Consider the following 22,992-nt stretch of genomic DNA (forward strand, 5'->3'; position numbering starts at 1 on the left):
CCATGTTCGATACCGAAGCCATCGTCGGTTCCGCTACCCGTGAGGCCCTGTTTGCCCAGGTACGGAGGCATACGGGCATCGTGATGGCCGAGCGCAAGTGGACGCTTCTGCATGGACGCCTTCGTCGGCGCCTGCAGGAGCTCGACCTGCCCGGCTATGACGACTACCTCACCGTGCTGGAGAGTTCAAAGCAGGAAGTGGCGCGCTTCATCGACCTAGTCACGACCAACGAGACCTCGTTCTTCCGCACACCGCGCATCTGGCAGTATCTCGCCGACGACTTCTTCCCGAACTGGTACAAGGCGAACGCCGGCGGAACGATGAACATCTGGTCGGCCGCGGCGTCCACCGGCGAGGAGGCCTACTCTCTGGCCATGCTGGCCGAGGAGTTCCAGCGAACGCACCGGGATTTTCTTTACCGCATCCTGGGCACCGATATCGCCCAGGGCGTGCTCAATGTCGGTGTAGCTGGAATCTACGCCGGCCGGAACGCGGAAGGACTGAACAAGAACCGGCCCGAGATGGCGAAAAAGTACTTCGAACGCAGCGCGGATGCGTTACGCGTGGTGCCTTCATTGAGGAACCACATCACCTTCCGCCAGCACAATCTTTACCGGCACTGGCCCGAGCCCACCCGCTTCGACCTGGTGCTGCTGCGCAACGTGTTGATCTATTTCGACGAGGCGGGACAGGAAGCCGTCGTGGAAAACGTGCGGCATTCGATGAATTCCGACGCGGTGCTGGTGATCGGCGAGTCGGAGTCGCTCCATCGGATCGGAACGGGATTCACTTATCAACAACCACTCATCTATCGAAATGCGAAACCGCCGGAATGACCGCCCAGGACGTCTACGTGGGCATGTGCGAAGTGCGGGCCGGTAGTGGCGCGAAGGTTCTGCGTAGTACGTTGGGCTCGTGTGTGGGGATCGGTATCCTGTGGCGGCAGCGGGGCATCTCGGCCCTGGCCCATTGCCTGCTGCCGGAGTCCGTGATTGCCTCGGAAGGCCCTTCCGCGAAGTACGTGACCGATGCCATCCCTTCCCTGCTGGGCTTGATGGACGCGACACCGCGGGATTACCCGCAACTGGTCGCCGTTGTCGCCGGAGGCGCGTACATGATGAAGCAAATACAACCTGCCACGCACGGAAGCATCGGCGAGCACAACACCCGGATGGCTCAGAAACTGCTGGACGAGGCGGGCATCCGCATCATCCACACGGAGATCGGTGGCAACGCCGGCCGCCAGCTCAGCATCCACTGCGACACGCAAGACTACGCCGTTCGTACTTTCGACCGCTTCCTCTGAAGGCCCCTCCCATGCACCATCCGTTGCCTGATGTCGCACCCGACGCCCGTCACGACGTGCAGCTGTTCGGGACGTTCCACCTGGGTGAATTCGAACTGGCGCTGCCCATCGACACCTTGCAGGAAGTGGTGGGCTTTCCCCAGGCCATCACCCGCGTGCCTATGGCGCCAGACTACGTGGCCGGCCTGTTCATGCTCAGGGGCATGATGATTCCGGTGTTGCACCTGGGTCGGTACCTGGGCCTTCCGGTGAGCATCGAGCAAGGCGAAAGCCGCGTCGCGGTCATCGAGTCGAACGGTGCGCTGCTCGGTATAGGTTTCGATCGTACCGGCGACATGCTGCGCATGGCGGGAACGCAGATCGTGCCGTTCCAGCGCGACAACGGTGCAGCCAGCCTGATCGAGGGTGCGTTCCACCTCGACGATCGCATCGTCCAGATGCTGTCGTCGGAGGCACTGGTTCACCTTCCCGGCATACCGCGGACGGTCAGCACCCATCTTGCCCGGCAGGCACGGGAGCAGCGCGCCGCCAACAGGATTCGCAAGGCCATTTCCTTCCATGTGGACGCTCGCCCCATGGCGCTGCCCATGGAGGCCATTCACGAGATCGTCCGGCTGCCGACACTGGAACATTCGGTGCTTTCCGATGCCGTGTGTCTCGGATGGCTCGATCTGCGCGGGCGCCCCGTGCCGGTGCTCGATCTTGCCGCCTTTCTCGGCCTGGACAGCTGCGCGACCACCCCACCCCAGGTATCCGACTTCGAGGATGCGCGCCGTGTGGTCGTGCTGCGCAACGACGCGTTTTACCTCGGGCTACTGGTCGACAACATCGACAGCATCGTCAGCTATACGGATCGCGAGCTCCTGCCGATGCCGGCCATGCGGGGGCAGACAGGTGTATTCACCAGCTGTATCAACCGGCGCGATGCCGATGCGAGTGCGGATGCCGACGACCTGATCATGATCGACACCGCCGCACTGTTCGCCGACGCGCACCTGGCGCACCTCGCCAAGGGCCACCACGATCTGTACCTGGTGGCCGACGACCAGACACGTCGCACCGAAATACGTCGCAAGCGGGTCCGCGAGACCTGGCTGACGTTCCGGCTGGACCGGCTCATGGCGGTCCGGATCGATGAAGTCAGCGAGGTCATCGAATCTCACGATGCCCTGGTCCGCCCCCCGGGTACGCCAGCCCATGTGAGCGGCGTACTCAACGTCGGCAAGGCGCTGATCGCCGTGATCGACCTGCGCAGCCATTACGGCATGGGACCGATGCAGGATGTGGAGCAGCGAAAGATCCTGGTCGTGCGGCACGAGGGGCACACGTATGGTCTGGAGGTCGATTCGGTCGAGAGCATCATAAGCATCGACCCGGCCGAGAAGATCACCGTGCCTTCCCTTGTCGCGACGCACATGGATGCCGAACTGAGGAAGGACATGCATCAGGTGGTCGAATCCTCCGAGCACGGGACCGTGCTGCTGGTGGACACGCTGTCGCTGATGCGTCGGTTGACCGGTAACGACGAACCAACGGCCGGAACCGAAGACGCTCCGGAGAATGCCACGCCATCCATGGCATGACGTGTCGTGGGCACAGCGGCTCCCCTCAGAAGCGGTAACCGGCGCTCACGCCGTACACCCACGGATCGATGTGCGCCGTGCCCACACGCGCACCGCCGACCCTCACCCGGCTGTCGATGTCCATGTAGCGGGCATCCACGGTGAGCGTCCAGCGCGGGTCCAGTGCGATGTCGATGCCGCCGTGCCACGCGATGCCCCAGCTGCTGTCCAGGTCGACGTTGGCGCCCTGCAACGCGTTGTGGCCGCTGGCGTCGTAGAAACGTGTGTAGTTCACGCCGACGCCGACGAACGGGGACACCGGTTGTCCGACGAGGAAGCGGTAGTTGACGCCCAGCACCGGCGGCAGCTGCTTCACGCTGACCGCGCGCTGGCCGGACAGGCGCACATCGTGCTCGAACGGCAGCGCCGCCAGCAGCTCCACGCTCCACGCCGGCGTGAACAGGTATTCGATGCTGAAGGTGGGCCGGGTGCTGCTGCCGACGCTCGCCTTCATGCCGGCCAGGTGGCCGTTGTCGGAGGTGGGGTCGACGCGGTGCGCACCGACGTGCACGATCCACGGGTTGTCGACCGATTGCGCGATGGCGCCAGTCATAGGTGCCAGGCAGACCAGGCCGGCGAGCGCGATAGAGATAGGATGACGCATGGGAAACTCCTTGGATCACGGGCTTCGGCCACGATCGGCCGTCCCCGGCAGGTTAGGCGCGACGCGCCGGCCGGTTACTGATCCCGATCAATTTCTGCTCCGATAACGAAGCCGGTCTGCCCGTGGCAAGCATGGCCCGGTCCAGGATGCGCAGCGTGCGTCCGCTGGCGATCAGCCAGCCGGACTCTTCCATGCGCCCCAGCGCGCGGCTGACCGTTTCCACCGCCAGCCCGAGGTAGCTGGCGATATCGGCGCGCGACATGGGCAGGCGCAGGCAATCGGACTGGCGCGAGAGACGATGTTGTCGTTCCAGCAAGCCGTCGAGGAACAAGGCCACGCGCTCCATGGCCGATGGCCGGCCCATGGCGACCAGATGCGCCTGGTCGGCGGCCACCTCGCTGCCCAGCACACGCAGCATGCGCCGGTGCAGCGACGGGACCTCGACGAAGACGGCGTCCATCCGCGCGAACGGCACCTCGCACACCGTGCTGCGCTCCAGCGCGACTGCTTCGGTGCGGTGCATGTCGTCGAGCAGGCCGTCCACGCCGAGGATATCGCCCGGCAGACCGAAACCGATCACCTGCTGCGCGCCTTCAGCGTCGGCGATCGTGCTGCGCGTGGCGCCAGACCGCAGCACGTACAGCGCATGGAACGATTGGCCCTGGCGGAACAGGGTCTCGCCGCGCGATATGGTGCGGCGGTCGCGGGTCAGGCGGTCCACGCGTGCCAGCGCTTCGCCGCGGATGCCTGCGGGAAGGCACACGTCGTGCAGTCCGCACGTGGCGCATCCGTGGCGCGACGCGAGCGGGTACGGATCGGGCATGTCGGCAGGTCCTTCCTCGGCCATGACGTGCCGGGACGGTAGCAGCCCACGTGCGCGTGGACGCGATGTGCGTGCCGCCTGCGGCGATCCGTCCCACTATCGCCACCGACACTACATGCGCGCCGGCACCTCGATGCCCAGCAGGTGGAGGCTGCGTGCCAGCACGCGCTCGGTCAGGACACACAAGGCCAGCCGCGAGGCGCGCGTGGCCGCATCCGGCTCGGCCAGCACCGGGCAGTCCGCGTAGAACCGGCTGAACCGTTGCGCCAGGGCGTGGGTGAAGGCCGCCAGCACGCCGGGTTGGCAGGTCCGGCAGGCTTCCGCCACGGTGTCGCCGAACGACAGGCAGGCCAACGCCAGCTCGCGCTCTGCCGCCAGCACCGGCATGGCGTATCCGCCCGCGGCATCGGGCGCGCGCGCAAGCAACGAGCGCATGCGCACGCAGGCGTATTGCAGGTAGGGGCCGGTACGCCCCTCGAAGGCGACCATCCGCTGCGTATCGAAGACATAGCCCGAGAGGCGATCGCCGGAGAGGTCGGCGAAACGCACGGCGGCGATACCCACCTGCCGGGCCAGCGTCGCGCGCTGTGCGTCGTTCCCTTGCGCACCATAGCCTGCGGCGTCCAGGCGCTCGCGTGCGCGCGTCACCGCCGCGGCGAGCAGGTCGGCCAGCCGGGCCACGCCACCGTCGCGCGTGCGGAACGGTTTGCCGTCCGTGCCGTTGACCGTGCCGAAGCCGACATGCACCAGTTCGAGGTGGTCGCCGATACCCGCCTTGCGCGCGGCGCGAAACACCTGCTCGAAATGCAACGCCTGCCGCTGGTCGACGACGTAGACCACGCGCGCCAGGTCGGGGCGCGATGCCCGCACCTCCAGCGTGGCCAGGTCGGTGGTGGCATACAGCGCGGCACCGTCGCGCTTGGCCAGCAGCAACGGGGGCACCACGACGGTATCGTCGGCGTGTGCCACATCCACGACCACCGCACCCTCGCTAGGGTGTGCCACACCCGCATCGAGCAGCCGCTGCACCAGCGGCGCCACGGCGTCGCGCACGTCGCTCTCGCCGTCCAGCGCGTCGAAGTGGACGCCCAGCGCGGCGAAGTCCGCAACCTGCGCGGCGAGGCTGAGCGCGCGTAACGACCGCCACAGGGCCAGCAGGCCCGCGTCGCCGGCCTGCAGCGCGGCGGTGTCGGCCCTGGCTTCGGCCATGCGCGCAGGATCGCTGCGGCAGGCCGCCGCGGCGTCCGGGTAAAGCCGCTCCAGGGCGTCCAGCGTGACCGGCGCCTGCGACGGGAACGGCACCGTGGCGCCGGCACGGAAGAAGGGCAACCCCGGATCGAGCCGCCGGATCGCGGCACTCAGCATGCCCATCTGCAAACCCCAGTCGCCCAGGTGCGCATCCGCATGGGTGCGCCAGCCCAGCGCCGCATGCATCCGGCGCAGGCTTTCGCCCAGCACCAGCGAACGCAGATGACCGACATGGAGCGGCTTGGCCACGTTGGGACCGCCGAAATCGAGGACCACCTCACGGCCCCTGCCCTCGTCGGCCACGCCGAGCCACGGGTCGGCGGCCATCGCGGCGAGGCGTTCGGCGATGAAAGCGTCGGCAAGACGCAGGTTGATGAAGCCGGCGCCGGTGACACTCACCTGGTCGAACATGGCATGCGCGCGCAGGAAGGCGGCCAGGGCTTCGGCCGTCTCCCGGGGCGAACGGCACGTCGCCGCAGCGGCCGAGAACACGCCGTTGCACTGGAAATCACCGAGCTCGGGGCGGCTCGCCGGTACGGCCCGGGCCTGCGTGGCGGGCAGATCCAGCGAAACGAAGGCAACGGAAAGCAGGGCGTCGACGGACGCCGCGGGGGACAGGCACATCGGGGTTCTCCAACAACGATGACGCGCGGCGCAGGCGCGCCGCGGGCTAGGCGGCTATCAGCCGGCAGGTCGTCGTCGCAGGAGGATGGAGGCGGTCATCGGCTTTATTTACAGGACGGGGCGTGTCTTCGCAAGCCGAGAACGATTCGCTCGGTAAGCTGCGGGCAGCCTGTTACGGAGACATTCCCATGACCCCAACCTCACGGACCGGCGCGCACCGCGTCGTCATCGTCGGCGGCGGCGCCGCCGGTATCGAACTGGCCACGCGGCTCGGCAGACAACGCAGGTTCGATGTCGCCCTGGTCGATCGCGACGCCAGCCATTTCTGGAAGCCCCGCCTGCACGAACTGGCCGCCGGCCTGCTCGGCGACGGCGAGGAAGCCGTGCCGTTCCTCGCCCACGGCCAGGCCCACGGCTACCGCTTCGAGCCCGGCGCGCTGCGTGGGCTGGATGCTGCGCGCCGCACGATCGACCTGGATGCGGTGCACCTGCCCAACACGGACGAGCTGATCCTGCCGCCGCGCTCGCTGGGCTACGACACGCTGGTGCTGGCCTTCGGCAGCCGCGTGAACGACTTCGGCACCCCGGGCGTGCTCGATCACTGCGACATGCTGGACAGTCCCGCGCAGGCGATCGCACTGCGCCGGAAGATCCTCGCGCTCGCCCTGCGCAGCGCCGGCGACCCGGACAAACGGATCCGGGTCGGCATCGTCGGCGCGGGCGCCACCGGCGTGGAACTGGCGGCGGAACTGCACCACGCGTTCAACGACATGCATCGTTACGGTGGCCTGGATTCCGCCTCGAAACTGGATGTCACGTTGATGGACATGGCGGATCGGGTGCTACCCGCCGTCGATCCGCATACGTCGGCGTCCGCACAACGCGTGCTGGAGGGCATGCATGTCACGTTGCGGCTGGGCGTGGGCGTGAGTGCTGTGGAGGCCGATGGATTTCATCTGTCCGACGGCAGCGTGGTGCCCTGCGATATCCGCGTCTGGGCCGCGGGCGTCACCGGACAGGACATGGTCGAGCGCCTGGGCCACTTCGAGCTGTCGCGCGACAAGCGCATCGTCGTCGACGAGCGGTTGGCGGCGAAGGGTATCGAGGGTATCTACGCCATGGGCGACTGCGCCTACGCCACGACGACCGACCAGCGCAGCGTGCCGCCGACCGCACAGGCCGCACACCAGCAGGCGAATTATCTTGCGAAAGCGCTGGCGACCGTCGCACGCGGCGGCGTGCCCTCCCCGTTCGCGTACCACGCCAAGGGCACGCTGGTCTCGCTGGGTGTACGCCAGGCCACCGGTGAACTGCCCTCGGGCCGCACCTCGGTCATTCCCATGCGCGGCTGGCTGGCGAAGATGGCCTATGTGTTGCTGCAACAGATGCACCGCGCCACGCTGCACGGGTGGCCACGCGCCACGGCATTGTGGTTGGCCGATTGGTTACGCAATACCACGCTGCCTCCGGTGAAGCTGCATTGATGTATGTTGCGATGTTTTCGTGGTCGCGCACATCGCGCACATCGTGCGCTCCTACATGGCGTTTATCGCACCTTCGCGTTCTCGTGATCGCGCACATCGTGCGCTCCTACATGGCGTTTATCGCACCTTCGCGTTCTCGTGATCGCGCACATCGTGCGCTCCTACACGGCGACGCGGCTGTAGGAGCCCACGATGTGGGCGAACCCTCGACGCAACCATCGCGGGTGAAGCGATCCGCTTACGGCGTGTCCGGCGTTTTCACGGCGTGTTCGAGGGCTTCGAAGTCGGCCTGTGAGAGGTCCAGCGCCGCGCCCTTGACGTTTTCCTCGAGGTGAACCGGGTCGCCGGTGCCGGGGATCGGCAGCATGACGGGCGAACGCTTCAGCAACCACGCGATGGCGACCTGGCCAGTCGTGGCGCCTAGCTTCTGCGCGATCTTCGACAGCACCGAGCCTTCCTTCGCCAGTTCGCCCGCCGCCAGCGGATACCAGGGGATGAAGCCGATGCCGTGCTTCTCCGCATGGACGAGCACGGCTTCGCTCTTGCGGTTGCCCAGGTTGTAGAGGTTCTGCACGGTGGCCACTTTGAAGAACGGCGCGGCCGCTTCGATCTCCTCGACGTTGACCTCCGACAGCCCGACGTGGCGGATGAGGCCTTCGTTCTGCATGTCGCGGATCACGCCGAACTGCTCGTCGCGAGGCACCTTGGCGTCGATGCGATGCAGCTGCCACAGGTCGATACGCTCCACACCCAGGCGGCGCAGGCTCATCAGCACGCACTGGCGCAGGTATTCCGGCCGGCCCAACGGGGGCCACACGTCGGGGCCATGGCGCGTCAGGCCGCCCTTGGTCGCGATCACCAGTCCCTTGTATGGATGCAGCACTTCGCGGATCAGGTCCTCGCTGACGTAAGGACCATAGCTGTCCGCCGTGTCGATCAGGTTGACGCCCAGTTCCGGAAGCCGGGCCAGCGTGGCCTTCGCCTTGGCCGCATCGGCAGGCTCGCCCCAGATGCCCTTGCCGGTGATGCGCATGGCACCGAAACCGAGGCGGTTGACCTCGAGGTCACCGCCGATCCTGAACGTGCCGCTTGCGCTTGCTTGAACGCTTGCCATCGTATGACTCCTTGCATGAGGACGAGGAACGCGAAAGCAGACATGGGTACGCCAGGGGGCGTTTAAAGGGCATGCAGGAGCCCACGATGTGGGCGAATCCTCGACGTAACCATGGCGAATGAGGCAGCTCGTTCTGCACGGGTGGGCGTTTCCGGACGTTTCAGGGCGGGGCCTTGGACTGCTTTAAGCGATAAAAGCTTTAGGGGCCGCTTCGTTCGACGTATGGAAACGCAGGCATGATGCTTTGCATGGCTTCATTCGGTGGGTGGGGGTTGAGGGTTCGCCCACATCGTGGGCTCCTACCGGACCTTTTTTCGCGAGGGCTCACCCCTCGCGCAGGTGCCGCACCATCGCCTCGATCACCGGCTGCGCCTCGTCGGCATCGCCGCCGGCATCGAGGATGTCTTCCAGCTCGCCGGCCAGCGTCACGATCGCCTCCACGCCGCACACGAGCGCCGCGCCCCGCGCGCGGTGCACGTGATGCCGCGCAAGCGGCAGGTCGCCGTCGGCCAGGGCCTCCCGAACGGCGACGAGGTCGTGGCGGGTTTCGCGGCGGAAGGTGGCATGCAGGGCCTCGGCGGCAGCCGGGGTGTCATTGCCGTGCTCCACCGGCGTTCGCACCGGAGTCGCCAGCGCCGCGGTCAGCGCGTCCAGCGAAAGCGGCTTGCCGAGCACGGTGTCGATGCCGCTCTGCGCGCATCGCCGCACGTGTTCCACGCCCTGGTTGGCCGAGATGGCGACGAAGCGCGTCGGCGCCACGCCCGCCTCGATCTCGCGGGCGCGCAGTTCGGCGGCGATATCGTAGCCCTGCATGTCGGGCAGTTCGCAGTCGAGCAACACCCCGGTGAAGCGGCCGGGCACGAACGTATCGATGGCGGCCTGCCCGTGATCCACGGCCTCCGTGGCGTAGCCGAGGAACTTCAGCTGCGCCGCGATGATCTGCCGGTTGGCGGGGTGGTCCTCCACCAGCAGCACGACGCCGCCGGCCCGTTCGGGCAGGCGCTCGTCGCTCGCGGCGGTCGCGGGTACGGGTGTCGTGGTGGGCACCAGGCTGGTCGGCAGTTCGACACGCACGGAGGTACCCACGCCGGCTTCGCTGTTGAACGCCAGGCGCCCACCGAGGTGGGTGGCGATGTCGCGGCAAATCGCCAGGCCGAGCCCGGTACCGCCCAGGCGCACGTCGAGGCGTCCGCGCGCCTGCGCGAACGGCACGAACAGCTGCCGCTGGCGACTCGACGACACGCCGATACCGGTGTCGAACACCTCGATGACCAGGCGGCGTACCCCGTCGGGGTCGTCGCCGGCACCCTGCCACAGCGCGATGCCGACATGCCCGCGCTCGGTGAATTTCACGGCGTTGGCGAACAGGTTTTCCAGCAGCTGTCGCACGCGCACCTCGTCGACCAGCAGCCAGGGCAGCGGACCCATCGGCATGTCCAGCCGCACTTCCAGGCCCTTGGCCTCGATCGCCAGCCGCTGCGAGGCAATGGCCTCGCGCGCCACGGCCTGTACGTCGCAGGGCACCGGATCGGGGGTGAAGCCTTCGACCTCGGAGCGGGTGTAATCCAGTGCGCTCTTGAGCAGGTTCTGCAGGTTGCGGCTGCTGACCTGCGCGATGGCCAGCAGGTCGCGCTGGGGACCGTCCTGCGGCTGGCGCGCCATCAGGTCGATGGACGAGGTGACCGCGTTGACGGCATTGCGCACCTCGTGGCTCATCACCGCCAGCAGCATCGTCTTCTGCTGCTCGCCACGCCGCGATGCCAGCTGGGCCCGGCGCAGCTGCCACAGCGCGAACACCAGCGCCGCGACCAGGGCGGCACCCAGGCCTATTTCGACGCGATAGGTGGCCAGCACCTGCGACCACGTCGGCGCGCGCAGGTAGGCGGTCTCCAGCCAGCGCTCGATCACCGCCTCGTTGTCGGCCGTGGACAGGCCGCGCATGCTCTGTTCCAGGATCGACAACAGCACCGGCTGGTCGCGCTGCACGGCCACGCGCACCGACACCGCCATCTCCGGAACCGTGCCCGCTACGCGCAGGCTCTGCGCGTAGTCACGCCGGACGATGGGGTAGTAGGCCACGTCGATACCGATGGCCGCGTCCGCGATGCCGCTCTCCACCGCCGCCAGGATCTGGTGGATGTCCGCCAGCGGAAGCCGCGTGATCGACGGATGCTCGCGTTGCAGCCAGGCCTCGTACTGGCCACCGCCCTTGAACGCCACCGTGCGCCCCTGCAGGTGCCACAGATCCATCGTGGCCGGCCCCACCGTCCGTGTGACGATCAGCGTGCGGCCGACATAGAACGGCGAGGAAAGCAGCGCGGAGGTGCCGAGGTCGGCGGTGAGCAGACGATCGGAAGTGGACGGCAGCACGTCGACCCGGTGCGCCTTGAAGGCGGCGACCGACTCCGCCCACGACGCGGTACGCACCGTTTCGAAGCGCATGCCCGCCTGGCGCGCCGACAGGGCGAGGTATCCGGTGACCAGCGGATTGGCGTTGCCGACACCGACGTCGGCGCGAAGCTGGGGATCGAGCGCGATGCGCAGCACGGGATGCGCACCGACCCAGCGACGCTGCGCTTCGGCATCGGGCACGTCCTGTGCGATCGCCAGCACCGCACACAGGCAGCCGGCGAGGGTCCATGCGATCCGCCGCATCATGGGGGATCGGTACCCAGGGCGCGGATGTAATCTTCCATCTTGTACAGCGCGTTGTCGGATTTGATGTCGAGCTTGCGGAACGCCGCGGATTTCTGCGCGCTGATGGTCTTCATGCTGCGCCCGAACTTCTCGGCGATCTGCGACACCTTCATGCCCTCCAGCAGGCAGCGCACCACTTCCCACTCGCGCGGCGACAGCTTGACCAGGCTGGCCTCGGCGGTGCCGCCCGCCCGCCGCGGTGGCAGGTACACGCGGTTGGTCATCACCGCGTCGATGGCCTGCACCAGTACGCCCGGGTCCTGGCTCTTGGCGACGAAGCCATCGGCGCCGGCCTGCAGCAGGCTGTGTACCACCAGGCCCTCGTCATGCGCGGACACCACGAGGATCTTCATCCGTGGATAGCCGGCGCGCAGCAGACGAATCAGTGCCACGCCGTCGATGTCGTCGAAGGCGAGCGAGTAGTCGATCAGCACGACGTCGACCGGTTGCTCCGCCAGCAACGCACGGAAAGGCCGACTGCTCGAAAAGCTGCCGAGGATGGCGATGGAGGGGGACGTCTCCAGTTGCGCGGCCAGCCCTTTGAGGACGAGCGCATGGTCGTCCAGCAAGGCCACGCGCACTGAGCCCAGATAGCTTCGCGCGGACATGAGTGGACCAGATGGGTGCGGTAGTCATATGCCCACCGGCTATCGATGGGACCAGGGGCAAGATATCGCGGTGACCGTGCCTTGTAAACGCTTGCTTCACACCGTTATCGGTACCGCGCTAGCGATTCGTTCAGCCTGACGGCATCGGCCATTCGTCCACCCACGTAAGCCATACAGGCAAGCCGGGGGTGCGTTGCTAACCTTTCGTCGCCCCCGTTCCGGGGTTTTTCGGGCCACGCACGGGGATGGACACTTACATGGACACCGCAAGCCGAACGCGGGCCGATGCCGCCGCGGGCGATCCGTCGTGCGATACACGACCTGTCGCCGATGCCACGTCGTCGATCGACCAACGCCTGGAAAACGCCCGCATCGGCGTCATCGGCCTGGGCTACGTCGGCCTGCCGCTCGCCGTGGAATTCGGCAAGCGCTACGCAACCCTTGGATTCGACATCCAGTCCCGACGCATCGACGAGCTCCGCGCAGGCCACGACAGCACGCGGGAAGTGGACGCCGATGAACTGGCTACCGCGAAACGGCTGCGGTTTTCCGACGCACCGGGCGACCTGGCCGACTGCACCATCTACATCGTGACGGTGCCCACGCCGATCGACGACGCGCGCAGGCCGGACCTGCACCCGCTGCGCATGGCCAGCGAGTGCCTGGGCAAGGTGCTCAAGCGCGGCGACATCGTGGTCTATGAATCCACCGTCTATCCCGGCTGTACCGAGGAAGTATGCGTTCCGATCCTCGCGACGGTGTCCGGCCTCGTGTTCAACGAGGATTTCTTCGTCGGCTACAGCCCCGAGCGAATCAATCCCGGCGACAAGACCCACCGGGTGACCGATATTCTCAAGGTCACGTCGGGATCGACACCGGCCACCGCCGATACGGTGGATGCGCTCTACCGGTCGGTGATCGCCGCCGGCACGCACCGTGCTCCTTCGCTGAAGGTGGCCGAGGCGGCCAAGGTCATCGAGAACACGCAGCGCGACCTCAACATCGCCCTGGTCAACGACCTCGCCATTCTCTTCAACCGGCTGGGCATCGACACCCTGGACGTGCTCGAAGCCGCCGGCACGAAGTGGAATTTCCTGCCGTTCCGACCCGGGCTGGTCGGTGGTCACTGCATCAGCGTCGATCCCTACTACCTCACCCACAAGGCACAGCAGGTCGGCCACCATCCGGACGTGATCCTGGCCGGGCGCCGCACCAACGACGGCATGGGCCCGTACATCGCCGGCGAAGTCATCCGCCTGATGGTGCGCAAGGGCATCAATCCCGTGCACGCACGCGTGCTGATCCTCGGCCTGGCGTTCAAGGAGAATTGCCCGGACCTGCGCAACACCCGCGTGGTCGATATCGTGGCCGGGCTGGCGGGCTACGGCGTGGACGTGGACGTGCACGATCCCTGGGTGCGTGCCGACGAAGCGCGCCACGAGTACGACATCGTGCCGGTGGAGGTCCCCGCGCACGGCAGCTACGACGCCGTCGTGGTAGCGGTGGCCCATCGCGAATTCGTCGCATGGGGCGTGGAAGGCATCCGCGCCTTCGGCAAGACCGACTGCGTGGTCTACGACGTGAAATACGTGTTGCCGCGCGATGCGGTGGACGGCCGCCTGTGAAAGTGCTGGTGACCGGCACGGCGGGCTTCATCGGCTCGCACGTGGCCATGCGCCTGCTTGCCCGTGGCGACGAGGTGATCGGCCTGGACAACCTGTCCGACTACTACGACGTGGAGCTGAAGAAGGCGCGACTGGCCCGCTTCGGCGACCATCCGCGCTATACGCACGTGCACGCAGACCTCTCCGACCGCACGGCGATGGAAGCGGTGTTCGCCACGTACCGGCCGCAACGCGTGGTGCACCTGGCCGCGCAGGCCGGCGTTCGCCACGCCGCCACGCACCCGCATATCTACGTCTCCAGCAACGTCACCGGTTTCCTCCATGTGCTGGAAGGCTGCCGCCACCACGGCGTGGATCACCTGGTCTTCGCCTCCACCAGTTCGGTCTACGGTGCGGATACCCACATGCCGTTCTCGGAACGGCAGCCCACCGAGCATCCGCTGACGCTGTACGCGGCGTCGAAGAAAGCCAACGAGCAGATGGCGCACAGTTACGCGCACCTCTACGACCTGCCCTGCACCGGCCTGCGCTTCTTCACCGTGTACGGCCCCTGGGGCCGCCCGGACATGGCGTTGTTCCTGTTCACGCGGGCGATCCTGGCCGGCGAGCCGATCCGGGTGTTCAACCACGGGCGGCATACGCGCAGCTTCACCTACGTCGACGACATCGTGGAAGGCGTGCTACGCACGCTGGACCGCCCGCCCCTGCGCGATCCGCAATGGTCCGGCGACCGTCCGGAGACGGGCAGCAGTGGCGTGGCGCCCTACCGCATCTACAACATCGGCAACGAAACACCCGTGGCGCTGCTGCAGTACATCCACGTGCTCGAGGACTGCCTCGATCGCAAGGCGCACATGGAAATGCTCCCCCTGCAGGCCGGCGACGTGCCGGACACCGAGGCGGACATCTCGGCCCTGGTCCACGCCACCGGTTACGCCCCCGGGGTGGACGTGCGCACCGGCGTGCGGCAGTTCGTCGACTGGTACCGCGGCTACTACCACGCCTGAAGCGGGCCGCCACGACCACCCCGCGACGCCTTACCCTGGAGATGTGCCGTGATCCTCGATTACCTCGATCCGTCGGCACCCACCGACCTGCATGCGGACCTGTGCATCATCGGTGCCGGCGCCGCGGGCATCGCCATCGCACGGTCGTTCATCGGCTCATCGGTCACCGTCTGTCTCGTCGAGGGCGGCGGTACGCGTGGCGAGGAACGCAGCCAGGCCCTCTACGAGGGCAGCGCATCGGGCGACGTGCCCTTCGATACGGCCGGCTCGCGCATGCGCGTGTTCGGCGGCAGCTGCACGCTATGGGGTGGCGGCTGCATTCCGCTGGGCGACAGCGACATGACGCCGCGCGACTGGGTGCCCGACAGCGGCTGGCCGCTGCGCCATGAAGAGTTGGCGCCTTGGTACGAAAAAGCGCGTGAGTTCTGCCGGATCGACCCCGCCCACGGTTTCACCGACGGCACCTTCGACGGACCGCCGCCGCGCAAGCCGCTCGACCTCGATCCCGAGGTGATGACCAACTATGTCTTCGCACGCAGCCCGGTGCTGTTCGGCGACGCCTACCGCGACATCCTGGGCCACGCCGCCAACGTCACCGTGCTGCTGCATGCCAACCTGCTTGAACTGCGCTCCAACGACACTGCCAGCCATGTCACCGAGGCACGCATCGGCTCGCTCGACGGGCGTCGCGGCCGTGTCCGCGCACGGCACTACGTGCTTGCCGCGGGTGGCATCGAGAACGCGCGCATCCTGCTGCTTTCCGACAGCGTGGCACCCGGCGGCCTGGGCAACGCGAACGACCTGGTCGGTCGCTACTTCATGGACCATCCCAGCGGTACGCTCGGCACGGTCCGGTCGGCGCATGTCGACCGGCTGTCCCGTCCCTACGAACGCAACATCGGCAAGCAGCGCGCGCCGCTGTCGGCGGAGATCGGCGTGTCGACCACCGCCCAGGCCCGCCATCGTACCCTCAACGGACGCGTCCATCCCTTCGCGATCGAGGGTGAGGTGCCAAGCGGCATCAAGGCCCTGCGCGACCTGCGCGCCTCGTTGAGGAAGCCCGTGCGCGACGAAGGCACCCGACTGGAAGCACGGCTCAACGCCGCGCTGCTGAACGGCCCGGGACGCGGCGCGCTGGTCCCCCGGTCCCATGCGGCGCTCAATGCGCTGCGCCTGGGCCTGCACTTCGGCGACGTGGTGAAGGCGCTCGTGCAGAAGGCCGGCGATCGTCCCGTCGTGCGCAGCGAACGCGTCGCCCTGGTCGGCTTCTTCGAACAGGCCCCCAACCGCGACAGCCGGATCACCCTCGACGCCAGCCGCGACGCGCTGGGCCTGCGGCGCGTCCGGGTGGACTGGCGCCTGACCGACCTGGATCGACATACCTACCGGACGCTCACCTTGCTCACCGGCGATCGCCTGGCCGCAGCCTGCGAAGGCCGCTTCGAGCCGGCACCGTGGGCCGTCGATGCCGATTTGCCCGTGGAGGTACACGGCACGGCGCACCACATGGGCACCACGCGCATGGCGAGCGACCCATCACAGGGCGTGGTCGATCCGGCCGGCAAGGTGTTCGGCGTCGGCAACCTGCATGTGGCCGGCAGCTCGGTGTTCCCCACGGGCGGCTGGGCGTTTCCCACCTTCACGCTCATCGCGCTCAGCCTGCGCCTGGCCGACCGGCTGCGCATCCTGTTGCAGGCCTGCGAATCCGGCGGCCTGGGCTGACGCGGACGGCCATACGGCCTAGCCGCACGATGACCGGAAGTGCAATCGACACCCGGTCGCCGCATGCCTAGCCTTCGCTCATCGGCACGTCGATGTACGACATGCGAGGGGACTACCATGATGCGTTTGCTCCGCCAGCCGATCGTGCGCTGGCTGACCCTGATGGCCTGTTGCGAACTGCTCCTGCTCGCCGCATCGCTCAACGTCGCCACCTATATCCGTTTCGCGCCGTCACCCGACGACCTGGCCGCCTCGACGCAGACGCTGACCATGCGCGCGGTGATGTTCGCCCTGGTCATCTTCCTGGGCATGGCCGCCCTGGGCGAATACCGATCCACGCTGCGCATGAGCTGGCGCGGCCAGATGGCACGCCATGTCATCGCGTTCGTCTTCGGCGGCCTGGCGCTGGTGGTCGGCTACTACGTCATTCCGCAGGCCTACGTGGGACGCGGCGTGCTGGGCATGGCGCTGGTCATCGGCATGGTCGCCACCGCCGCCTTCCGCGCGCTGTTCATGCGGCTGGTGGAACTGGAGGCCCTGAAGCGACGGGTGATCGTGCTCGGCGCGGGACAGCGCGCCGCGCAGATCCACACCCGCATGCGCCGGCGTTCGGATCGCCGCGGCTTCTCCCTGCTCGGCTACGTGCGCGGCGCGAACGAGACGGTGCTGGTGCCGGCCGATCTGCTGCTGGACCCCAGCGAAACGCTGGTGGCCTGTGCACGACGCCTGGCACTGGATGAAATCGTCGTCGGCGTGGACGACCGCCGCGGCGGCCTGCCGATGGACGACCTGCTCGCCTGTCGCCAGCTGGGCGTGAAGATCACCGACCTCACCACATTCGTCGAGCGCGAGGCGGGCCGCGTGCAGCTGACCATGCTGGACCCCTCGTGGCTGGTGTTTTCCGGCGGCTTCAATGCCTCGCCGCTGGCGCTGTTCGTCAAGCGGGCCTTCGACATCGGCGCGTCGCTGACCATCGCCGCGTTGTTCTGGCCGATCATGCTCGGCGTGGCCCTGGCCATCCGCCTGGAATCGGGACGCGGGCAGCCGGTGTTCTATCGGCAGGAGCGCGTGGGCGAGAACGGCCACCCCTTCTGGCTGTACAAGTTCCGCAGCATGCGTACGGATGCCGAGATCGACGGCGTGGCGCGTTGGGCCCTGAGCAACGACGACCGGATCACCCGGGTGGGGCGCATCTGCCGCAAGCTACGCTTCGACGAACTGCCGCAGCTGTGGAACGTGGTGCGCGGCGACATGAGCATCGTCGGCCCGCGACCGGAGCGACCGCAGTTCGTGTCGGACCTGGAAACCAAGATCCGCTATTACAGCCTGCGCCACAGCATCAAGCCCGGCCTGGCCGGATGGGCCCAGCTGAGTTACCCCTATGGTGCCTCGGAAGAAGATGCCGCCGAGAAACTGAAATACGACCTGTTCTACGTGAAGAACCACAACCTCTTTCTGGACATGGTGATCCTGATCGAGACCGTGGAAGTGGTGCTGTTCGGCCGTGGCGCGCGCTGAGCGCCGGCCCGGGGCGTCACCGATGGGGACGAGGCGACGACACATGCAGGCCGTGCAGCGGCGAGCTGTACCAGTCGCTCAGCCGATGGCGATCGAAGCTCAACCACGATGGCCCGTACTCCCAGCGGTCGTCGATGCGCCGGTCCGGCTCGCCCTCGATGGCCAGCACCTGGTCCTCGTCCATGCCCAGCGCCAGGTCGGGTACGCGCGTATTCAAGGGCACATCCCCACGTGGCGCCGGGTGATAGGGCCCGACCGTTTCGTTGTCGCGGTCGGACACCTCGGCCGCCGGCATCAGCGACCACGTCATCACCGCCACACCGACCAGACCGATCGACAGCCACCAGCGCGCGCCCAGCGTGCGCGTGGGCAAGGACTCCGCGGCGACCGTCACCGTGGCTTCAGGCACACCGTCCGCGACGATGGCAAGCGGCTCGGGCACGGCAACCGCGCCACGTGCCGGCAGCGGCGCGCCCGGCAGGCGGCCATGCCGCCGGTGAAACGCCATGGCGGCGGCGTACTGGCGGGTGAGCCGTTGCATGCGCCGCGTGGCGAGGGCATCCGCGTGGCCTTCGCGCCGGCGGTCCGGATGCCATTGCGCCACGTGCCGCCGATAGGCCTGCTTGAATTCGGCCAACGTGCAGCCCGGCTGCAATTGCAGCCGCGCGTACAGGTCGACGAAGTCGGTTTCATCCGCCACGTGCCATTCCCCTCGAGGCGTCGCGCGCGACGGATGTCAGGCAGGCGGTACGCAAGAGGCAGCGTGGCGCAGCCGCGCCCATGTGACAAGTATGACTTTTGGGAGCACCGCCATGACATCGACCTGTCGTTATACCTTCCGGGTTGCCGCGTTGCTGGTGGCATGTGTCGGTCGCCTGCATGCCGACGATCGTCCAGCCCCTTCCCTCGGTGCGCACGTGTTCCTGGCCCAGGGCGAAGGCCTGGGCGTCACGCCCGCGACCACGCCCCCCGTGGATACGCAGCCCGATGGCAGCCTCTTCCTCGTGTTCAACGCGGGATACGCCAGTAACGACGGTCCGCCACACGACACCTACGGCAATCGATGGTTGCCGTTGGGGCAACCGCAGACCTATGCGAACTACGGCGATCGCTTCACCGCGCGCGCCTATGTCGCGAACGACGGCAAGGGTGGCCCGGCACATAGCGTCTCGATCGAAAAACGCGGCGAGGCAAAGGGCGAACTCTCCCTGCCCTTCATCGAAGTGCGCCATGCATCGCATGTGGCATCGGTGGCGCGAACCTACGCGGGCGACGCGTTGCAGGTCGCCAGTGGCACGGTGACCGTCGACGGCCCGGCCACGCTGCTGGCGTTCTGGTGGGGGGATGGCGGCGTCAAGCGCATGCGTGTCAGCCCGGGCGACGGCTTCACGCTGATCGACGCATTTGTGCAGTTGCCCGACGAAAGCGGCGTGCAGGGTGCGGTCGCGTGGCGACAGGTCACCGCTGCAGGTACCTACCGTATCCACTGGACGGTGGCACCGGTACAGGGCGCGGCGTTGTGGTTGATCGCGGTGCAGTAGTCCACGCCACCGTCCGGAACCGGACAGTCAAAAACGGCACCGCGACCACAACGCGCTATGCCGCAACCTCCACTCGGCCGCGGTGTCCGCAGCATCGGCGAATCGCCTGGAGTCGCGTCCGGAAATGGACGTCCACACCTACAACCAAGGGATTATTTTCTTATCCGGAACAGGCAGATAGCCTGAACTCTCGATGCCGCCGAGCCGCAGCGAAGCGTACGTGACAAGGACCGTGCAGGGAGCACGTCGGCGCTGGCGACACGGATGTCGCACAAAGACCGGAGGCACAGCGCCCGATGTCACGAAGGACGTGGCGGAAGCCACGCGGTTCGCTCTGCGGCCCGGAGGTATCGAGCCCATGTTCGCCGACCGAGGCCGATCGCATCGAGCCAGGAACAACTCGGCCATCGTTTCGGTTTACGCCGACGGACAGCCGATCATTCGTTCGGTAACGCTCAATGGCGTGGTCACGATCGGGCCGGGGCGAATCGTGGCGTCGAATACCACACTGAGGATCGACATCGCCAACGAGCGGAAAACCGGTACGGGCGACGATTTCGGCATCACCGATATCCGTGTCCGTCGCGTGGCCTGAAAAAGCCGCCACCAAGCGGGACATGCCCGCGGCCGCGAACATGTCCCAGGACCGCTAGCGCGCCCGCCTAGAAGCTTACCCGGATACCCACGTTGCCGGCCCAGCCGCGCATGCCGTAGCTGCCGACGAAGTGCTGGTAGTTGCCTTCGCCGTACAGCTGCACGTACTCGCCGAGCTGACTGACCGCACCAGCTGCCACACGATAGGCATTGCCTGCGCGACCCGAGCGGAAGCGTTCCGCGATGCCCCAGGCGTCGCTGGACACGTCCACGCGCGGATCGCCGTTGCGGGTGTGTGTCAGGTCGAGGCTTGCATACGGCATGAACAACGGCTGTGCGGTACGAGTCACGCGGCCGCCCAGGGTGGCGCTGCCCTGCCGGGCGGTACCCAAGCGTACATCGAGTCCATCGCCGTCGCGGAAATCACGGAAAGTCAGTTGCTGCTGCTGCAACCGGAAGCGCGGTTCTACCGTCCAGTCACCGCCCAGCGCGATGGGAAGACCGGCCTCGACCGACATGGTCCAGCCGTGGGCGCGAATACGGCCCACGTCGGCGCCGCGCAGGTCGGTACCCACGTCGCCACGGTAGCGCGTCGCGCCCACCACGCCATCCACCCAGAAGCCATCCCCGTGCTGCCAGGTGACCCAGCCCGCTACGCCGTTGGCGCGATACCTGGCGGAACTGTTGCCGTCCACCGCATGGGGCGTCACCCGGGTCGTGCCCTGGTCGGCCGCCCAGCCGGCACGCAGCGTGCCGTTATCGCCATCCAGCGCGATCAGGCTTCCGCCCAACTGCAACGCATTGACCTGCTGGTCGAAGTCGTAACCGTAGTGCTGGAACGGAAGGTTGGAGTTATAGCGTGCTTGCCCGCCCAGATAGCGTACGAACACCTCGCCGCCCATCGCACCGCTGGCCGCGCCCTCGCGCAAGTCGCCCAGGCGCTGGTGCAACCCGTCGTTCAGCATGTCGCCGTAACTGAGCAACGCGGCTGGCGCTGAAAGATACGACGGCACCTGCGGCACCACGGCAAGGCGCTCGACCGGGGGAGGCGGAACGCCGGGCTCGTCCGGGCCGCCGGGATTCCCAGGATCACCCGGATTGCCGGGATCGATCGGGTTGCCAGGGTCGGCGGGGTTGCCGGGATCGCCCGGGTTACCGGGACCGCCCGGATCGACGGGCGGCTCGACGGGCGGATCCACCGGCGGATCCACCGGACCGCAATCACGCTCGCATACGTAATGACTGCCAAGCCTGTAATCCCAGTTCAACGGCCCGGATGCCAGCACGTTCTGCGACGGATCGGTCTGTCCCGGGCCGAAGGCATGCAGGGTGTACTGGAACGGGCCGGCCGCCACATACCCCCCTCTCAGCACGAACGCATCGGCGCGCGAGGTGCCGGCGACCTGCACCAGGGAAATGCCCTCGCCGGCGTCCGCGATACCGTTCTGGTTGATGTCCGTGAGCGCTCCCGTGCCGGTGGGCGTCACAACGAGCGTGGTGGGCCCCGACGTGGTGACATCGCCTTCGATGAGCAAGCGATCGGTTGCCTGCGAGGCAAGCGGACCGCCGGCGTTGAGCTCCACGTTCAACCCGACCACGCCGCCGCTGCCTGCGAGGTTGCCGCGCACGTCGAGGCGCCGGTGCATGCCTGCCGCTGCCGGCGCGAACGCGATGTTGCCCTCGGAAAGGTCGAGTGCACTCACCGACGAATCGGTGGACAGGTTCCACGTGGACCGCGAAGCGACGGCCAGGTCGATGTCACCGGAAACGGCACCGTCGAGCACGGAGCCACCCGTCAGGCGCACGATGGCCGAGCCGTCGCCGACCGCACGCACGTCGCCACGCAGTGCGCTGGCATCCACGGTCACGTCGGCCGTCGTGCTGGCAGCCAGGTCGATCGCCACGCCGTTACCGCCGATGATCTCGCTGCCGTTGGCAATCGTGACGACAGCTTCGGTCGTGCCATTACGAAGGGTGTCCAGGGCAACCCCGCTGCCGGTCAGCCCCTCGACCCGCGCGCCATCGATAGCGAGGAAACGCACCGACGGGAGTCCTGCTTGTCCGCGTTCGTCCTGACGTACACGCACGCCGTTGACCTGACCCTTGATGTCCGAGCCGGCCTGGATCAGTGCATTGCCGTTGAACAAACCCACGCCCACGCCCGCCGCGCCCACGCCCTGGACTTCGGTGCCGCGCAAGGTCAGTGTAGCCGCGGCGGAAATGCTGGCGCCGTATGAACTGCCGATGATGGTGCTGTCGTCGACGTTGACCGATGAGATGTTTCCCGAATCCCTCTGGGCAACGTTGTTAATGGTCGACAGACCACGATCGCCGGTGCTGACGATACGCGCGCCCGTAATCGTGCCCGTGGCGCCGTTGCCGAATACGAGGGCCATGTTGGCCGTTTCGACCGTTGCGCGATCGATGCGCACGGCGGTGGCGGAACCGTAGGCGACAATGCCGAGGGCTCTCGATTGCGGTTCCAGGATCAGCATGGCACCGTCGTGCAGTGTCCATGAATCGGGTATCTCTCCGGCCGCGACGGTCCTGGATTGCCCCGCCCCGAGATCGCCGCCCCGCGCGCCTGCAGGCGCCAGCACGCCGATGATGGCAATCCACAAGGGCGCCCTGAACAGGTGGAGCTGCGACATACGCATGCGGTTTTTGCCTCAAGGTAAACGAATCGCCATATGTTCAGCGGGCACGCGCTTCATCCGCCATGCGGCACTGTCCTAAAATCACCCGCGTCTTGATATCTACGGTTAACGCCATGGGTCCGAAGGCACAAGCCGCGTCGCGCCACAATCGCAGCGTCGTTTCGGAAAAAATGAACATAACCAACTGTATTTAAATAC

Annotated in this window: 18 protein-coding genes; 10 read left to right on the forward strand and 8 right to left on the reverse strand. The window is 67.2% G+C overall.

The features are described from left to right. The first annotated feature begins 2 nt into the window (after positions 1-2). The 3 genes from AB8808_RS11995 to AB8808_RS12005 are packed head-to-tail and all read left to right on the forward strand — an operon-like array spanning position 3 to position 2,889. On the forward strand, positions 3-836 hold the full coding sequence (locus AB8808_RS11995) for a CheR family methyltransferase (RefSeq protein WP_369929651.1): 834 nt from the start codon (positions 3-5) through the stop codon (positions 834-836). Further along, entirely contained in the window at positions 833-1,306 is a 474-nt protein-coding gene (locus AB8808_RS12000; RefSeq protein WP_369929653.1) for a chemotaxis protein CheD, read from the forward strand. Before AB8808_RS11995 ends, AB8808_RS12000 begins: the two co-directional genes overlap by 4 nt. 11 nt (positions 1,307-1,317) lie before the next feature. After that, entirely contained in the window at positions 1,318-2,889 is a 1,572-nt protein-coding gene (locus tag AB8808_RS12005) for a chemotaxis protein CheW (RefSeq protein WP_369929655.1), read from the forward strand. A 25-nt stretch (positions 2,890-2,914) separates the two neighbouring features. On the opposite strand, the gene AB8808_RS12010 is transcribed toward AB8808_RS12005, so the two are convergent. From AB8808_RS12010 to argS, 3 genes are all read right to left on the reverse strand, one after another. Next, positions 2,915-3,532 carry an OmpW/AlkL family protein gene (locus AB8808_RS12010; RefSeq protein ID WP_369929656.1) on the reverse strand — a complete coding sequence of 206 codons (618 nt, stop codon included), beginning with the start codon at positions 3,530-3,532 and terminating at the stop codon, positions 2,915-2,917. Positions 3,533-3,584: 52 nt separating this feature from the next. Then, a complete protein-coding gene (locus AB8808_RS12015; protein ID WP_369929658.1) occupies positions 3,585-4,355 on the reverse strand; it encodes a cyclic nucleotide-binding domain-containing protein in 771 nt (256 codons plus the stop codon). Positions 4,356-4,466: 111 nt separating this feature from the next. Then, positions 4,467-6,227 carry an arginine--tRNA ligase gene (gene argS, locus AB8808_RS12020; protein ID WP_369929659.1) on the reverse strand — a complete coding sequence of 587 codons (1,761 nt, stop codon included), beginning with the start codon at positions 6,225-6,227 and terminating at the stop codon, positions 4,467-4,469. A 188-nt stretch (positions 6,228-6,415) separates the two neighbouring features. Between argS and AB8808_RS12025 the strand changes: the two genes are divergently transcribed. After that, a complete protein-coding gene (locus AB8808_RS12025) occupies positions 6,416-7,711 on the forward strand; it encodes an NAD(P)/FAD-dependent oxidoreductase (RefSeq protein ID WP_369929661.1) in 1,296 nt (431 codons plus the stop codon). 238 nt (positions 7,712-7,949) lie between these two features. Here AB8808_RS12025 and AB8808_RS12030 read toward each other — a convergent pair whose 3' ends face one another. The 3 genes from AB8808_RS12030 to AB8808_RS12040 all read right to left on the reverse strand — a co-directional run bounded on the left by AB8808_RS12030 (position 7,950) and on the right by AB8808_RS12040 (position 12,130). After that, on the reverse strand, positions 7,950-8,825 hold the full coding sequence (locus AB8808_RS12030) for an aldo/keto reductase (RefSeq protein WP_369929662.1): 876 nt from the start codon (positions 8,823-8,825) through the stop codon (positions 7,950-7,952). A gap of 324 nt (positions 8,826-9,149) precedes the next feature. Continuing rightward, positions 9,150-11,483 (reverse strand): ATP-binding protein, encoded by a 2,334-nt coding sequence (locus tag AB8808_RS12035; RefSeq protein WP_369929664.1) that lies wholly within the window; start codon positions 11,481-11,483, stop codon positions 9,150-9,152. After that, positions 11,480-12,130 (reverse strand): response regulator, encoded by a 651-nt coding sequence (locus tag AB8808_RS12040; RefSeq protein WP_369929666.1) that lies wholly within the window; start codon positions 12,128-12,130, stop codon positions 11,480-11,482. Before AB8808_RS12040 ends, AB8808_RS12035 begins: the two co-directional genes overlap by 4 nt. Before the next feature lie 356 nt (positions 12,131-12,486). On the opposite strand from AB8808_RS12040, the gene tviB reads away from it, so the two are divergent. The 4 genes from tviB (at position 12,487) to AB8808_RS12060 (ending at position 18,002) form a co-directional block, all read left to right on the forward strand. Further along, positions 12,487-13,755: a Vi polysaccharide biosynthesis UDP-N-acetylglucosamine C-6 dehydrogenase TviB gene (gene tviB, locus AB8808_RS12045; RefSeq protein ID WP_369931252.1), complete on the forward strand. Its 1,269-nt coding sequence runs from the start codon at positions 12,487-12,489 to the stop codon at positions 13,753-13,755. Continuing rightward, complete coding sequence (locus tag AB8808_RS12050; protein ID WP_369929668.1) at positions 13,752-14,762, forward strand: NAD-dependent epimerase; 1,011 nt, start codon at positions 13,752-13,754, stop codon at positions 14,760-14,762. Before tviB ends, AB8808_RS12050 begins: the two co-directional genes overlap by 4 nt. Before the next feature lie 48 nt (positions 14,763-14,810). Continuing rightward, positions 14,811-16,484, forward strand: a complete 1,674-nt coding sequence (locus AB8808_RS12055; RefSeq protein WP_369929670.1) for a GMC oxidoreductase — start codon at positions 14,811-14,813, stop codon at positions 16,482-16,484. 117 nt (positions 16,485-16,601) lie between these two features. After that, positions 16,602-18,002, forward strand: a complete 1,401-nt coding sequence (locus AB8808_RS12060; RefSeq protein WP_369929672.1) for a TIGR03013 family XrtA/PEP-CTERM system glycosyltransferase — start codon at positions 16,602-16,604, stop codon at positions 18,000-18,002. 16 nt (positions 18,003-18,018) lie between these two features. Here AB8808_RS12060 and AB8808_RS12065 read toward each other — a convergent pair whose 3' ends face one another. After that, on the reverse strand, positions 18,019-18,702 hold the full coding sequence (locus tag AB8808_RS12065) for a J domain-containing protein (protein WP_369929674.1): 684 nt from the start codon (positions 18,700-18,702) through the stop codon (positions 18,019-18,021). A gap of 112 nt (positions 18,703-18,814) precedes the next feature. On the opposite strand from AB8808_RS12065, the gene AB8808_RS12070 reads away from it, so the two are divergent. Then, positions 18,815-19,543, forward strand: coding sequence for a hypothetical protein (locus AB8808_RS12070; protein ID WP_369929676.1), 729 nt, complete (start codon positions 18,815-18,817; stop codon positions 19,541-19,543). Positions 19,544-19,901: 358 nt separating this feature from the next. Further along, positions 19,902-20,138, forward strand: a complete 237-nt coding sequence (locus AB8808_RS12075; RefSeq protein WP_369929677.1) for a hypothetical protein — start codon at positions 19,902-19,904, stop codon at positions 20,136-20,138. A gap of 67 nt (positions 20,139-20,205) precedes the next feature. Here AB8808_RS12075 and AB8808_RS12080 read toward each other — a convergent pair whose 3' ends face one another. Beyond that, positions 20,206-22,794 carry an autotransporter family protein gene (locus tag AB8808_RS12080; protein ID WP_369929679.1) on the reverse strand — a complete coding sequence of 863 codons (2,589 nt, stop codon included), beginning with the start codon at positions 22,792-22,794 and terminating at the stop codon, positions 20,206-20,208. Positions 22,795-22,992 lie beyond the last annotated feature (198 nt).

It is taken from the genome of Xanthomonas sp. NCPPB 2632 (genome assembly GCF_041228075.2).
GTDB lineage: Bacteria > Pseudomonadota > Gammaproteobacteria > Xanthomonadales > Rhodanobacteraceae > Luteibacter.